Source organism: Streptomyces sp. NPDC023157, from assembly GCF_055560575.1.
Genome location: NZ_JBVHIL010000002.1, coordinates 805,377 through 820,396 on the forward strand (window position 1 = coordinate 805,377; position 15,020 = coordinate 820,396).

Consider the following 15,020-nt stretch of genomic DNA (forward strand, 5'->3'; position numbering starts at 1 on the left):
GATGGGCTACGGATCACGCGGCGGCGCGCACGGCGGGTCGCCGGTCGCGACCGGACCCGAACGGGTCTTCGGCGACCTGCGCGAGGTGGCCGCCCGGGTCCGGGCGGGCCTGGAGGCGGAGATCGAGTACGAGGAGTCGGCCGAGGAACTGCCGCCGGGCGTCGCCTCCGCCGAGCAGATCGCCAAGTTCGCGCAGGAGGAACGGTCCCGGGTCCTGGAGGCGGGCGTCTCCGGCCTGGAGAAACTGGCCGACGACCGGGCCGACGAGATCGACGACGACGAGTACTTCGGCGTGGAGGCGATCGTCCTCCTGGAGGGCCGGCCCGCGATCCTGGTCCAGGGGCAGGACTTCCCCTCCCAGCCGGGCGACTGGGCGGTCCTCGACGCGAGCCGGCCGGCGATCCACGAGTCGATCGCCCGGGTCGGGCGGGTCGAGGTCACCGGACACCCGAGCCTCGCCTGGATCGGCACGGCGTTCCTGGTCGGCCCCGACGCGGTGATGACCAACCGGCACGTGGCCGCCGAGTTCAGCCGCGCCGAGGGCGCCGGCTGGACCTTCCAGCAGGGCATGTCGGCCCGGATCGACCCCGGCGAGGAACTGCCCGTCGCCGAGGCCCCGGGACCGGTGCCGACCCCGGACTCCCTCCCGTACGAGATCACCGGGGTGATCGGCATCCACCCCGAGGTCGACATGGCGCTGCTGCGGATCGCCCCGCCCGACGGCGAGCAGCTGCCGACCCCGCTGGCGGTCGCGGCGGACGCCCCGGCGAGCGTGCCGGGCCGGCCCGTGTACGTCGTCGGCTACCCGGCGTGGGACGGGCGCCGCAACGAGCCGGAGTCGATGCGCAGGATCTTCATGGACATCTACAACGTGAAGCGCCTCCAGCCGGGCATGACCACGGAGTTCACCCCCGGCGGGCGGGTGATGAAACACGACTGCTCGACCCTCGGCGGCAACAGCGGCTCCCCGGTCTTCGACCTCACCGACCACCGCGTCCTCGGCCTCCACTTCGGCGGGCGCTACCGGATCGGCAACGTGGCCGTGCCGCTGTGGGAGATGGTCGACGATCCGCTGCTGGCACAAGCGAAGGTCAATTGGGTGTGACGGGCCCGGCGGGCGGCGGCGTGCCGAACCGCTCCGCGAACCTGCGCCGCGCCTCCGCGAGCTGGCTCTCGTGCGCCGCCGTCTGCTTCGCGTACCTCTCCGCGAACTCGGCGGCGGTCATGTCGAAGTGACGCCAGTACGTCTCTCCCACGAAGGCCGCCTCGCCGGCCTCGCGCAGCACGTGGGTGTACAGCAGGTTCTTCGCGAAGTGCTCGATGTGCTGGGTGCCGGTCAGGTCGAAGACGACGATGCGTCCGGGGGCCCGCACGACGAGGTCGGGGCGCAGGCCGCCGATCCGGCGTGGGCCGGACTTTCCGGTGAACAGGGGGCTGAGCTGCTGTTCCAGCTCGGCCAGGCCGGGTGTGGACTTCACATAGGTCTCGATCGGCATGTCGAGGACCGAGGCGGGCAGCTTGGCGAACCTGCGCAGCCTGGTCTCGCTGAGGATGGTCAGGCCGCTGTTCGGGAAGCGCTTGCGGACCAGGCGGGAGAAGGCGGAGTGCAGCTTGGTGCCGCGGACGGAGAACGAGGGGATGCCGGAGCCGACCTCGGCCATCGCCTGGGCGACCAGCTCCTCCAGTACGTCCACGCTGAGCACGGCGGCGGCCGCCGCGGGCGCGCCCGCGTGCGGTGTCGCGGGGCTCCTGCGCTCCGCCTCGTCGAGGGCCTTGAGCAGCTCCTCGACCTCCGCCGGGGTGAAGAAGCGCTCGGCTTCCTCCTCCCCCGCCTGCACGACCGTCTTCACGGCCTCGGCCTTGGAGATGACGGAGGTGCCCTTGGCCTTGGCCCCGGCGGCGAGGATGTCGTCGCCCTCGCCGATGCTGAGCAGGACCCCTGACGTGGTGACCCGCACGGCCCGCTCGGAGAGCAGGAGGCGGGCCACGTCGATCAGCCGCACGCCGATCCGGTCGAGGGCGGCCACGCCGACGCGGTTGAAGGCGGCCACCGCGCGGGCGGCGCCCTTGCCGATCCCGGGCAGGGACTTGACCGCCTCGGCCAGGGCGAGCAGGGACATCACGATCTGCCCGATGATGCGCCCGGCGTCGAAGAACTCCAGTTGTTCCAGCTTCTCCTTGAAGGCCGCCACCAGCTGCCTCGCACCCTCCTGCGCGGTGACCACCGGATGCGTGACGGCGGTGACGAGCGCGGCCCACAGCAGGTTGCGTTCCTCGGCGAGCCGCGCGTCGAAGACCGAGCCGACGAGCGTACCGAGGAGCTCCAGGGCCTGGTACTCGAACTCGCCCACGCCCCACAGGATCCCGGCGAACAGCTGCGCCCCGTCGGCGGCGCCCGGCTCCCAGTTCCCGAAGACGAACGACCAGGGCACCCCCCGCTCGCGCAGATACAGCCGGACCCCCCGCACGCGGACGAGCGCGAGCGCCTGGCCCAGCTTGCCCAGTGTGCGCAACTCCTCGAAAGCGTCCATGAGTTCGCCGTGGTCGAGGCCCCGGAGGAAGTCCTTCACCGTGGCTGTGACGACGGAGGGGGGCGCCCAGGCCAGGCCGCGTTCGAGAGCGGCGGCGAACCCGGCGGCCGCCGCCCGGAAGTCGCCCGGCCGGCGGCCGACGATCCTGACCTCGCGGAGGGTGGTGAAGTCGGCGGTGTACGCGAGGAAGCCGGCCGGCACCGGGCGGGTGTCCCGGGCGATGACCCGGAGTCCGGTGTCCTCGCGGCGCCCGTCGTCGGTGACGCGGTGGACGGCGTAGCCGGCGCCGGGGACGGCCGCGGCGACCACGCCGACCCGTTCGCGCGCGATCGGCTCGAGGGAGAAGGCGCCCGCGCCGAGCCGCACGGCGACCGTCCGCTCGTGGTCCGTGCCGCCGAGTGCGGGCACGAGCCGGATGTCGGAAGAGCCCACGACGAGACTGTCGACGGAGATCCGGCCGAGCAGCGCGTCCCGGTACGCGCGGCCCATGCGGGTCCGCAGGGCCGCGAGCCGTTCCGGGGTCCAGGGCCGCTCCGGCGCGGGGGCGCCCGGGACCTGCTGCCGGGGGCGGGCACCCCCGCCCAGATCGCGCGCGCCGGTTCCGGCCGCCGCCCCGAGGCCGAGGCCGCCCGCCGGGCGCCCGGCGCCGCCCCAGCGGGGGGCGCGCCTCAGGGGCACGGTGACCGGGCGGCCGGCCGCGTCGTAGCTGGGCACCCGGTAGCCGTCGCCCGGCGCCGCCTCCGCCTGGGCGCGGGGCTCGTGGTGCGCCGGGCGCGGCGGCGACGGGGAGGGGTGCCCGCCCGCCGCCCGTACGGCGTCGGCGAGGGCCTGGCGGACGGCGAGTTCCAGGAGGCGCGCGGTGTCGGGGGCGAGCCCCTCGGGCCGGGCGATGGTCTCGGGCAGGTGGAAGTGGCGCTCGGTACGGCCGGTGCTCACCGCACCCTCCTTCCGGCGACGATCCGGTAGACCGTGCTGACGTCGTCGGCGGTGACCTCGAAGACGAGATCGGGATGGCGGGCGCTGAGCCGGGCGAGCACCCCGCCGCGCGGCCCGCCGCCGAGCGCGGCGGCGCAGACGGTGCAGACCTCCTGGTCGACCCGGATGTACACCGTGTGCCCGCGCGCGGCGGCCCGCTCGGCCTCGGTCAGACGCGCCAGCCGGGCGTCGAGCTGCTGCCCGATGTCCTGCTCGGCATGGCCGTGGGCCTGCGGCACGACGACGGCGTCCGGCGGCCGGATCGCATGGGCGGGGTCGTACGAGCCGAAGGCGCGCGGCGAGCCGCCGGAGAAGCTCTCCCCGGCGAGGGCGGGGATGTCGGAGCGGGCGACCGCGACGGTCCCCTCGTACGCGGCGGCGGCCTTCGCGGTCGGCGGCACGTCCTGCACCCCGCCCGCAGTGGTCCGCTCCTGGAATCCGTCGGGCTCTTCGGAGGAGGGCTCGCGCAGCCCGGCCGCCTCCAGACGCCGCCGCTCGGCCTCGACGAGGGCGCGCGCCGCCCGCAGGTCCTCGCGCAGTCGCTCCTGTACGGCGGGGTCGCTGGGGCGTTCGGGCTGGAAGGGGCGCTTGGGCCCGCCCCACAGCTCGTCCAGGAACTCCTTGGCGGCCGGGTCGCGGGCCTCCCGGGCGCGCAGCTCCTCGGGGCGGGCCGTCTCGTACCACTTCCGGTCCAGGGCGGCCTCACGGTCGGTGAGCGAGGCCGCCTTGAGGCTCGCCCAGCTCGGCCACGGGGAGGCGGGTTGGGGCCGCGGCCGTGCGGCCTGGGCGGCGGCCCCGGCGGACTGGGGGACGGGAGCGGACGCGGGGTCGTGGGCCGGCACGGGAGTCTCGTGCGCCGGTGTGATGCGCGCGGGGACGCGCGACGCGGTGCCCGTGGGGCGCGCGTGGGCGAGCCCCCGCGCCGCCTCGTCGACGCGCTCGCCGAGCGCCCGCGTCCAGGCCCGCGCCTCCGCCGCCGGGAGGCCCTGGACCAGGCTCTGCTCCATCCGCCGCCGGGTCAGGGCCATGGCCTCGGCCCAGTGTTCGGCGGTGACGCCCTCGCCGCCGAGGAGCCGGGCCAGCAGGGCGGCCTTGACCAGGGTCGGCCCGGCCCGGGTGAGCAGTGCGTGCAGGAGGGGGTCGACGGTGAAGGCGGCGACGACACCGACGAGGACGTGGAACTCCATCTTCGCCACGTACGTGTCGACGCCCGACCCGCGTCCGGCGACGACGTCGTGCGCGAAGGTCTCCAGGGCCGCCCCCGCGGCACCGCCCACGGCGCCGGTGACCAGCTTGCCGGTGAGCCAGGAGGCGATCCGGCGGCGCAGGGTGGCGGTGCCGATCCGGCCCCCGGCCCAGCCGCCGAGCCCGGCGCCGATCCGGTAGCCGACGGCGCCGAGGTAGCCGTCGACGGCGGCCGTGAGGAAGCCGCCGACGGTGGCCTCCTCCTGGTGGAGCAGCACCTTGATCAGGTACGCGCCCTCGGAGATGCCGATGCCGGCACTTACCGCCCGGATCCCGCCGCCCAGCCGGATGAGCGAGGCGACGACGCCCGCCTCCCAGGCGAGGGCGAGGCCGCCGACGGCGAGCACGGCGAAGCCGAGCAGGCGGTAGCCCTCCCCGGCGCGGCCGAGCCGCCACTGCGCGAGCCGGGCCTCGAACACACCGACGGGTTCCCGCAGGGGGCCGGCGGCGGTCCCCCACTGCGCGCCGGGGCCGGCGACGCGCGAGACGATCTCGAACCCCACGTCGTAGGAGGGCAGGCCGTGCTCCTGGGTGGCGTACACCTCCAGGAGCCGGATGCCGTACTCGACCTCCACCTCCTCGAAGTCGTCGGCGCTGACCCCGGCCGTCCGCGCGGCCCGTTCCACGGCCGTCGCGGCGAACTCCCCGTCGCTGTAGACGCGTGGGTCGCGCCCGGTGAGGATGGCCTCGACCATCCGGTCCCGCTCGGCGAGGAGGGCGGCGCGCAGCGCCTCGGCCCTGCCGGGCTTCGGGCGCATGGTGGTGAGGGTCCTGCGGTAGACGGACCGCTTGTCCCCGAGGTCCCCGAGGACCTGTCCGGCGAACACGACCCCGTCCGGCTCCCGGTGGAGCTCCACCGCCCCCTGCCGGGTGCCGCCGACCGTGTAGGCGTGGGCGGTGGTGGCAGCCCGTTCCGCGGTGAGGGCGGCGCGCAGGGCGCGTACCCGCTCGTGGTGCGCGTACGGGGTGGTCTCGCACTGCTGGAGCAGGCGCAGCCGCAGGGCGAACCGATGGGTGGCCTCGGCGGCCGCGAAGAACTCGGCCAGCTTTCCGTGCCGTTCGATGCTGAGCAGCACGTACTGGAAGAGGCTGCCGAACCGGCCGCGCGCCCGCGCGAAGGTCTCGGCGAGCAGCGCGTCGAGGGCGGCGGCGAAGTCGTCCCCGCCGATCAGCGGGACGAGGGCGCCCGCCAGCCGGCGGGCCTGCGGCCCGAAGATCGCCGCGCCGAGGGTCTCGGGGGTGAGGTCGAACGCGGCCCGGCAGTAGAGCACCCGCTCGCCCGGCTCGGCCGGCCACTCGGTCGCCCGCCGCACGGAGTCGGGCACTCCGGGGAGGGCGTCGCCTTCGGCGACGAAGAGGCGGGAGGCCGGTTCCAGGTGCGGGTGACCGTCGCCGGCCCGCCGGTCGAACAGCGCGAAGAGGACATCGCGTTCGATGCCGGCCGGGCCGCGTACCGGGTTCGATGCCTGGCGCAGCACCGCGGGCTGGGTCCAGACGGTGACCTGCTCCCTCGTGTACTCGTCGGCGTACTGGTCCCAGGGGATGCCGGTGGCCCGCTCGAAGACGGCCTCGTCCACGCAGAATCCGGCCTCGCGGACGGGCATCGTGACGGAGAGGCCGGGGCCGAGGACGGCGACGTCGGCGAGGTCGACGCGCGGCAGCCGCATGGAGACGAAGACGACGTGCCCCTCGGGCAGGCGCGGGATGCGGGCGGCGACGGCCCCGCTCTCGTCGGCCTCGGTGAGCCGCCGCAGCGCGGAGCCGGAGGCGGAGAGCGCCCAGGCCGGTTCGGTCCTGCCGCCCTTGTGAGCCGCCGAGCTCCTGATCACCAGCTCCTGCCCCAACGCGTCGGGCACGTACGCCTGGTCGACGCGCACCAGCCAGACGTCGGCCGTGCGGACCGTGCCGGTCAGCGAGCGGTACAGCGCGGCCTGCGGGAACGGCCGCTCCAGCACCTCCGCCACGAGTCCGAGGAACCGGTCGACCTCGATCCGCGCCCGCGCGGTGCCGACGACGGTCCAGGGCACCCGGCGGCGCACCGGGACCGTGGCGCGCCGCCCGCCGCCGGCGTACGAGGGCAGGGTGTACCCCCCGTCCACGTCCTGCCCCGCCTCGTACACCTCCCGCACTCCGCCGTCGTCCGCCCACGCGGGCGTCCGCCGCCCCCGCCCGGTCTCGCGCTCGGCCCGCGCGAGCCGCCCGGCGACGAGCGCGGTGAGCCGCCGGGTGAGCGCGGCGAGTTCGTCGGGGCCGGGCTCGCCGGTGAGGGTGATCCTCACCGGCACGTGGACGTGGATCTCCATCGTGGTCCGGCCGGGGCTATTCGGTGACCAGGATCATGACGCGGAGCCCGGAGCCGGCCAGGTCGCCCCGCTCGGTCCGCAGGCCGACGTCGAAGACGTGCAGGCTGCCGAGCGGGGCGCCCTCGGGGAGCCGGACCTCGATGTCGGTGGGGATCGGCTCCCGTCGGCCCTCCGAGAACCGGAAGGGCGTGTCGAGTCCGGGGATGACCTCCGAGCGGAGTTCGAAGGCGGGCGTCCCGGTGCCGAGGGTGATCGGGACGGGTCCCTTGGAGGTCGTCAGGCTGAGACCCCCGAGAGCATCGGCCCCACCGCCCGGTACGACGCCGGGACGGACCCTGAGGAGGGCGAGCTGGCTCTCGTCGGGCTTCGTCGTGACGGTTTCGGCGCGCACCGAGAACTCGGCGCTCCCGCCGCGGGGCGGGAACGTCGTGGTGGGCACCTTGGAGCTGGTGCCGCCGCTGCCGGGCGGCGCTTGCGAGGCGGGTGCCACCACGATGTTGCACTGGCCGTGATGCTGGTTGTGGTCGACGTCCAGCACGGCGTTCGGGTCCTCGTAGAGCAGCCGCTTGCCCTCACCGCCCGCCTGGTCCTGGTAGACGTTGGCCAGGAGGCAGAAGTGCTTGTCGGGCGCCCCGTCGGTGTCCCCGGGTTTCCAGGGCTCCTTCATGAAGAAGGTGGCCATGCTGTGCGCTGCGACCGTCTGCTTCGGCTGATCGATGTCGCACCTGTGGATCGCGTATCCCGGGTATCCGAACCCGAAGCCGGACTGGAACACGTACGCCTGGACCGTGACGTTGTCCATCGGCTGGTCGCCTTTGTTCTTCACCCGGACCAGGATGGGGTTGTCCTTGCCGATGTACGCCTTGACGTCCGGGATCCCGTTGTAGTTGAACCGCAGGTTCTCCCCGTTCCACGACGGATTCGGGTTGGGCGGATACGGGCGCTGTGTTCCGCCGTCCGTGTCTTCCACCGGGATGTAGAGGTTGTCGGTCACGTGAGCTCCGTTCAGTCGACGTTGTAGGAGAGCTGGACGCTGGTGATGAAGACGGCGCCACCTTCGGTGGCGTCGACGAGACCCGCACCGACGAAGTAGTTGAACCGGGACATGTCGACCCGGGCCTTGTCGGGCTGGACCGGCTGGGGATCGCCGAAGGGGCCGCCTGAGCACTGCACCTGGGCGATCGGCTCGGGCGTGCCGGAGACGGTGAGCGCGTTGCGGAAGAGGGTGACCTGGAGGTTGCCGTTGCCCGCGTTGGTGCCGGTGGCGCGGAGGGTGAGGAGCTGGACGCCGTCGGGGGGCGCGATGGCCAGGAAGCCCCCGAGGTCGGTGTCGGCCGCGCTGGCCCGGACCGCCACGCCGTTCGACTGGAGCACCCACGGCGTCTTGCTCCGCACGGGCGCGAACGCGGGCAGCAGCGACAGCAGCCGCTTCACCGTCGGCCGCTGCCCCACCGCCTTCAGCCCCGTGTCGATCTGCCCCACGACCTTCGACAGGTTCTCCAGGTCCCGCTGGATCGAGTCGAAGCGCACGTTGAAGCCGTTCTGCCCGCTCGCGGCCACGCGGTCGCGGTTGTCCACCCATGCCACGTGTTTGAAGGTGGGGCTGAAGACGATGTCGGTCACGGGTTCCCTCCGGGCAGGAGTCGGGTGACGACCTCGACGCCCAGGGGGCGCAGGTCGTCGAGGAGCTGGATGATCAGGGATCGGGTGGCGGGGGGCAGGGTGTGGCCGGTGAGTTCGGGGCGCAGCCGGACCGTGAGCTGGTAGGGGCCGGTCTTGTCGCCGACGCGGTAGGCGGCCTGGACCCAGGCGGGGCCGCCGTGTTCGCCGCGGACGGACATCGTGCCGGGGGCGGTGGTCAGGAGGGCGGCGGCGCCGTCGCCGGTGGACCAGCCGAGGACTCCGGCGGCGCCGATCTCGGCGGGCGAGGGGGTCACGGTCAGGGGCACGGTGGTGCCGATCGGCAGGATGTCGCGGAAGAGCCCGGGGACGGTGACCCTGACCGGGTCCTGGTGTTCCTGGGAGACCGTCACGACGCCTCCGGCGACGCGGACGTAGCTGAAGCCGGCCCGGTGCGCGAGCGCGCCGAGCGTTCCCGGGGGCAGGCCCGGGTGGCTGAGGCGCAGTTCGCGTGCCTCCTTGGCGAGGGGGGACGCCGTCGCGCTCAGGTCCCTGCGGACGACGAGCTTGCCGGTGGTGGCCGGGGGCACGAGGGCGATCAGCGCGTCGAGGTGTTCGGCGACCTCGCGGCGCATCCGGTGGGTCTCCGCGTCCGTCCCGTACTCGGCGTGGGCGGGGTCGTCGTGGCGTACGAGGAAGGCGGGGTGGAGGCCCTCGCCGGGCGGCATGGGCGAGGGCGGGTCCGGGTCGAGGGTGCCGTCGGCGCCGATCGCCGTGTTGTCGGCGACGGTGACGGGACGGATCACGAGCTCGCGGGTGGCGGAGGCCGTGAGGCCGGCGAGACGGAGTTCGGCGACCACGACGATCCGGCCGGCGGCCTTGCCGCGGAAGTCGACGGAGGCGCCTTCGGCGGGTCCGACGAATTCACCGCGGCCCGCGCCGCCGCGCAGCAGGTACCAGCGGACGAGGGAGCCGGGCGGCGGCGTGAGGGGCCGTACGGAGAGGGTGGTCGTCCCGTCGACGGGAAGGGTGCCGTCCCCGGTCTCCATGCCGAGGAGCTCGCCGGGGGCGCACTCGGCGTAGACGAGGCCGTCGGGGCGGTGGGTGACCAGGTCGAATCCGGACCAGTGGGCGAGGGCGGCGATCCGTGAGGCGGGGATGGTGTCGTGGCTGAGGAGGACGGCGCGGCCGGTGGCGCGGGCGTCGGCGGCCGTCGGGTCGTACCCGGCGTGCACGACGGACCGCGAGGCGAAGAGGTTGAGCCGGGCGATGGCCGCGGAGACGACGGGCTGGACGAGGAGGGGGTCGGGGGTGCCGGGGAGGGGGCGGGACTCGGCGGCGTGCGGCGACAGGGCGACCAGGAGGCCGGGGTGGAAGACCTCCTCGACGGGGGGCCGGGGCAGGTCGGTGCCGATCGTGCCGAGGAGGTCGACGCTCTGTCCGGGCGGCAGGTCGAGGGGGGCGACCCGCAGCGGCAGCAGGCCGCGGCGGAGTTCGGCGTCGGTGTCGTCGAGGACGAGGGGGTCGGCGACGCCGTCGAGGGGGCCGACCGCGTCGTTGAGGGCGGCGGTGAGGCCGGCGGGGGTGGGCAGGGTCCAGCGGCGGGCGACGGTGAGGCGGCGGCGGTAGGCGTCGTCGGTCTCGCCGGGGGCGCGGACGACGCCGAGGCCCGCGCCGTTGCGGTCGAGGTGGGCGCCGTAGGCGTGGGCGACGGAGCGTTGGGCGACGGTGCGGGTGAGCTGTCGGCGCAGGTGGTCGCGTTCCCAGCCGACGGCCCACAGCAGCCGGCCCATGGTGCCGAGGAAGGCGGTGAGCCGCCACCAGTCCTCCTGGGGTCCGGCGAGGCCGGACTGGATGCCGGTGAGGATGCCGGTGCCGTCCGGGAGCGGGACGGAGGTGCCGGCGGTGAGTCCGTCCGCCAGGGGCAGCGACAGCGCCGGGCCGCCCCGTACGCCGAGGGTGACGGTGGTCCCGGCGGGGACGTCCTGGCGGGCCTGGAGGATGTACAGGGGCCGGGGTGTGACGCCGAACTGGGCGGTGTGCAGCTGGAAGTCGTACGGGGCGACGGCCGTGCCCCGCACCACGAGCGGCAGCCGGTCGGCGCCGCGCGCGAACGGGGCGGTGAGCCGTGCGGCCATGTCGGCGGCGGCCAGCCGGGGCGGGCCGGGCGTGACCTCCGGGGCGGCGGGGGCGGCCGGGACGGTGGGGGCGCTCATCGGCCGACCACCTCGATGCTGCTGAGGGCGGCGTCGGCGGCGAACACGGCCATCTCGGTGGGGCCCATGGCGAGGGACTCGCCGACGGCCGCCTCGACGGTGCCGAACTGGTAGAGGACGCCGCCGAAGCCGAAGCGGCCGAACGCGGGCGGGCAGCGCCGCAGATGGAGCCGGCGGACGTCGTCGACGCCGGGCTGTTCGGCGAGGGCGCACATCACGCGCGCGTAGAGGACGTCGTCGCCGAGGCGGAGCCGGCCGATGTCGGCGGTGAGGCGGGCTCGGATGCGGCCGATGACGGTGGGTCCGTCGAAGCCGGCGGCGAGGACGATCTCGGCGCGGACGGCGACGTCGATGTGGTCGGCCTCGACGATGTTCACGTGGACGCCGAGGGGCCGGACGCGGTCCACGGCCGCCTGGACGAGCTCGTACACGCCGGTCACGGAGCCGGGGGCCGGCAGGGTGCGCCAGGGGCGCAGGCCGCGGTGGGCGACGGCGACCTCGGCGAAGTACGGTTCGCCGACCCGGCGTTCGTCGCTGAAGGTGCGGCCGCCGAAGTCGAAGCCGCCGAAGTAGGCCTGGGAGACGTCGATGCCGCCGAGCGGGTCGCTGACGCGGGCGTCGAGGACGTCGGGCACGCCCAGGGCGGCCTGCCGGACGCTCTCCACGGTCCACAGGGCGCGCGGGAGGGCGATGATCCTGGCCCGGTAGGCGTCGTCGTCCTCGGGGATCAGCTCGTCGAAGGGCGCCGGGTTGGTGACGACGAGCGCGGCGGGCGGCCAGTCGGCGAGGTACTGGGCGCGGTGCGCCGGGTGCACGTCGTCGACGGTCCCGGCGGCGACCGGGGCCTCCCCGGGGTCGACGGCGAGGACGCGTACGGTACGGGCGGGGGCGGCGGCGGTCAGTTCGACGGGGGCGGTGGTGGCGAAGGCCCGGGCGGGGTCGCCGTCGCCGAGCAGGACGGTCGCCTCGGGCACCACATAGGTCCGGCCGGGGACGCCGCCGGTCAGGGTGAGGACGACGGCTCCGGCGCGGCGGGCGGCGTGGCGGGCGAGTCCCGCGTCGTCGCCGAGCAGTTCGAGGGCGGCGCCGTCGGCGGTGGCGGTGAACTGCCCGTAGTAGAGGGCCTCCATCCGCTTCCACAGTTCGGCGTCCTCCTGGGCGACCACTTCCAGGATCTTGCCGAGGGGGCTGGTGGGCGACAGGTCGACATCGGCGCCGAGGGCGGCCCGGGTGCGGGCCTTGCTCTCGGCGAGGATCACGTCGAGACCCTTGAGGACGAAGCCGTCGGGGGTCACGCCGTACGTCATGGTTCACACCTCCACTTCGGCGGTCAGGGCGGTGGTCCGGCCGTCGAGGGCCTCGACGAGGACGCGGACGGTCAGGAGCCGGACGGCGGGGTCCTCGGTGAGGACGACGTCGGCGATCTCCCGCACCCGTGGATCGGCGGCCAGGGTGCGGACGATCTCCAGGCGCAGCAGGTCCTTGAGGACGCGGGCGCCGCCGGGGTGGGTGAAGGCCTCGCCGGCGCTGAGCCCGTAGCGGTGGTCGCAGCGGTCGGAGCCGTACGGGGTGAGCAGGCGCAGGGTCAGTGCCTGGACGAGGTTGGCGAGGCCGCGGACCTCGGCGAGGCCGGTGCCGCGGACGACGAGGTCGCCGTCGTCGAGGAGCAGGCTGTGGCCGAGGGGTTCGAGCGGTGCGGGGGGTGGCATGGGCTGGCGGCTCCTCAGTCCGTACGGAGCAGGGTCTGGCCCGCGTCCTCGACCTGCCAGGCGAAGGGGAGGACGGGGACGGCCTGGGTGGTGCCCTTCGCGGTGGCGAGGGCGACGGGTGTGCCGCTGACCTTGAGCAGGCGGCTGGCTCCGACGCTGACCGCGGTGACCTTGACGCAGGGCGCCTGCCCCTTGCTGACGTCGGTGTTGGGGCAGGCGGGGACGGTGGCGGTGAGCAGGTCGGTGACGAGCAAGGCGGGGGCGCCGTCGACGGTCAGCGCGCTCTGCGAGGCGGTGGTGAGGACGGTGGCGCCGTGGGCGCACTTCAGGACGGAGGCGGTGGTGAGGACTTCGGGCATCACGTCACCTGGACCGAGGCGCCGTCGAGGGACAGGCTCACGGTCCCGTTGGTCAGGGTGATCCCGCTCCCCTGTGTGCGGACGGTGACGGCACCGGCCGGGTCGATCTCGATGGTGGTGCCGGTGTGGTGCTCGATGGTGATCGAGTCGTCGTCGGGTGGGGTGGGGCGGGTGCCGACCTGCGGCAGTTTCGGTGTGCCGACGAGGATGTGCAGGCCGCGGGCCTGGACGATCCGGCCGCCCTTGGCGTCGGTGAGGTCGTTGACGCCGGGGCCGGTGGGCTGCCCGTCGGTGTCGGTGCCGGTGGGCAGGGCGAGCCAGTAGTCGCCGGGTTCGGGGGCGGGGGCGCGGGCGCCGGGGGTGCGGGGCCAGAGGTAGCCGACGACGGCGGCGTCGTTGACGAGGTTGCGGTTGTGGGCGAGCAGGGCCCGCATGCCGGGGTAGACGGGTGTCATGAGTCCGCACGGGCCGAACGCGAAGGGCGCGGCGACGGGCTTGTCGAGCAGGACGTCGTCGCCGACCGGGCCGGTGACGCTGGGCAGGCTCATGGACGGCGGCGGGGACTGCCCGTAGCGGAGCGAGACCTGGTGGCCCGCGGCCCGGTAGCCGCTGACCTCGCCGACGTCGACGGAGGGGCGGGCGAGGAGGGCGCGTTCGGCGCCGGCGTCGAGACGGTCGGTGAAGGCCCGGACCCCGTCGACGGCCTCGACGAACTCCCCGGCGGCCGCGGCGACGAGCTGGACCTCGCACACGTAACCGGTGCGGACGCCGAAGCGGTGCACGAGCCGGTTGACGCGCAGCGGTCCGGCGGGGGCGTCGTCGAGTCCGCGGAGCGTGGCGACCTGGCCGACCCGCAGGTCGGGGTGGCCGAGGACGGTCAGGTTCATCGAGTTACGGGTCGGCGGGCGGTTCTCGCCGGGCGCCACCACGAGGGTCTCCTCGCCCTGCGCGTCGCCGTACGAGACGAGGTTGACGTCCGGGTCGAAGGCGACCGGGGCGGGGTCGTCGGTGCCGACGGCGGGGCCGATGAGGACGAGCCGGTCGCGGATGACGACGGGGGCGCGGGCGGTGTCGGCGAGCTGGCGCAGCGCGTCGAGGGCGGTGGGGTTGCACACGGTGAAGTCGGTGAGCTCCGTGGCCAGCTTGGAGCTCTCGGCCACGGTGAGCCCGGCGGCGTGCACGACCTTCTCGGCGAAGTCCAGGGCGTCGGTCGCATCGGCCCGGTGGACGCTCGCCGAGGTCATGCGCAGGGCGTAGCCGCCGGCGTCCTGTCCGGTGAGCCGGACCCGGCTGAGGCCGTCCTCGGCGACCCAGGAGGCGAGTTTGACGACACGGCCGGCCATGACGGGCTGCCGGCCGACGGCCGGGTCGTCGAAGTAGCCGAGCCGCACGGTGGCCGACAGCGGCCGGCGGGCGAGGGCGGCGCGCAGCGTCCTGACCGTCTCGGCGGGCAGGTTGACGAGGACGGCCTCGAAGGTGCTCGCGACGGCGCCTTCGGCCATGGTGACGGTGATGTCGGCGTCGAGGACGAGCGAACCGCCGAAGACGTCGTTGGAGACGTTCAGCGGCAGGGTGGTGAGACCGGCGAGTGCCGAGAGGGGCCCCGCCGCCTCGGCGACCGTGCCGAGGAGTCCGGCGGGCCCTTCGGCGGCCTTCTCCTCGGCGAGGGTGAGGCTGTAGCGGATGGCGAAGCTCATCGGGCGGACACCCCCGCGAGGACCTTCGAACCGTAGCTGCCGGTGCCGTTGAGGTTGCGGACGTCCACGCGGGCCTCCCGGAAGACGAGCCGGAGCTCGCCGGCCGGGCAGGGCAGGTCGCGGACGGCCTTGCGGCGCACCAGCGGGACGAGTCCGGCGGGCTCCTCGCGGGCCACCGCGACCACGAGGAACGGTCCGCCGCCGAGCAGGTCGAGGACTCCGCCCGCGGCCGCCGCCTCCTCGACCGTCTCCTCGGCCGCGTTGACGTACAGCTCGATCCGGTAGACGCGCTCGCCGAAGCGCAGCCGGAAGGACTGGGGGAATCCTTCGTCGGCGTCGACGGGCAGACTCGCCTGCATCGGGGC

General features: G+C 74.7%; 11 protein-coding genes. 1 reads left to right on the plus strand and 10 read right to left on the minus strand.

What is annotated here, in order from left to right; all coding sequences use genetic code 11:
- Position 1: 1 nt before the first annotated feature.
- Positions 2 to 1,105 carry a trypsin-like serine peptidase gene (locus ACZ3ZE_RS09200; RefSeq protein ID WP_467258185.1) on the plus strand — a complete coding sequence of 368 codons (1,104 nt, stop codon included), beginning with the start codon at positions 2 to 4 and terminating at the stop codon, positions 1,103 to 1,105.
- Here ACZ3ZE_RS09200 and ACZ3ZE_RS09205 read toward each other — a convergent pair.
- Genes ACZ3ZE_RS09205 through ACZ3ZE_RS09250 form a run of 10 tightly spaced genes read right to left on the minus strand, consistent with a single transcriptional unit; the run spans position 1,092 to position 15,014 of the window.
- Positions 1,092 to 3,467: a hypothetical protein gene (locus ACZ3ZE_RS09205; protein ID WP_467258188.1), complete on the minus strand. Its 2,376-nt coding sequence runs from the start codon at positions 3,465 to 3,467 to the stop codon at positions 1,092 to 1,094. The genes ACZ3ZE_RS09200 and ACZ3ZE_RS09205 overlap by 14 nt on opposite strands.
- Positions 3,464 to 7,054: a hypothetical protein gene (locus ACZ3ZE_RS09210; protein ID WP_467258190.1), complete on the minus strand. Its 3,591-nt coding sequence runs from the start codon at positions 7,052 to 7,054 to the stop codon at positions 3,464 to 3,466. The genes ACZ3ZE_RS09205 and ACZ3ZE_RS09210 overlap by 4 nt, the downstream gene beginning before the upstream one ends.
- A gap of 16 nt (positions 7,055 to 7,070) precedes the next feature.
- A complete protein-coding gene (locus ACZ3ZE_RS09215; protein WP_361178528.1) occupies positions 7,071 to 8,048 on the minus strand; it encodes a hypothetical protein in 978 nt (325 codons plus the stop codon).
- An 11-nt stretch (positions 8,049 to 8,059) separates the two neighbouring features.
- Entirely contained in the window at positions 8,060 to 8,677 is a 618-nt protein-coding gene (locus tag ACZ3ZE_RS09220; RefSeq protein WP_361178530.1) for a hypothetical protein, read from the minus strand.
- Entirely contained in the window at positions 8,674 to 10,890 is a 2,217-nt protein-coding gene (locus ACZ3ZE_RS09225) for a hypothetical protein (protein ID WP_467258191.1), read from the minus strand. The genes ACZ3ZE_RS09220 and ACZ3ZE_RS09225 overlap by 4 nt, the downstream gene beginning before the upstream one ends.
- On the minus strand, positions 10,887 to 12,197 hold the full coding sequence (locus ACZ3ZE_RS09230) for a baseplate J/gp47 family protein (protein WP_361178535.1): 1,311 nt from the start codon (positions 12,195 to 12,197) through the stop codon (positions 10,887 to 10,889). Before ACZ3ZE_RS09230 ends, ACZ3ZE_RS09225 begins: the two co-directional genes overlap by 4 nt.
- 3 nt (positions 12,198 to 12,200) lie before the next feature.
- The gene (locus ACZ3ZE_RS09235; protein ID WP_363291656.1) at positions 12,201 to 12,599 is read right to left on the minus strand and encodes a hypothetical protein; all 399 of its coding nucleotides are present in this window, start codon (positions 12,597 to 12,599) and stop codon (positions 12,201 to 12,203) included.
- Positions 12,600 to 12,613: 14 nt separating this feature from the next.
- Positions 12,614 to 12,958, minus strand: a complete 345-nt coding sequence (locus ACZ3ZE_RS09240) for a hypothetical protein (RefSeq protein ID WP_363291657.1) — start codon at positions 12,956 to 12,958, stop codon at positions 12,614 to 12,616.
- Positions 12,958 to 14,655 (minus strand): hypothetical protein, encoded by a 1,698-nt coding sequence (locus ACZ3ZE_RS09245; protein ID WP_363291658.1) that lies wholly within the window; start codon positions 14,653 to 14,655, stop codon positions 12,958 to 12,960. The genes ACZ3ZE_RS09240 and ACZ3ZE_RS09245 overlap by 1 nt, the downstream gene beginning before the upstream one ends.
- Positions 14,652 to 15,014, minus strand: a complete 363-nt coding sequence (locus ACZ3ZE_RS09250) for a hypothetical protein (protein ID WP_361178546.1) — start codon at positions 15,012 to 15,014, stop codon at positions 14,652 to 14,654. The genes ACZ3ZE_RS09245 and ACZ3ZE_RS09250 overlap by 4 nt, the downstream gene beginning before the upstream one ends.
- Positions 15,015 to 15,020: the final 6 nt, after the last annotated feature.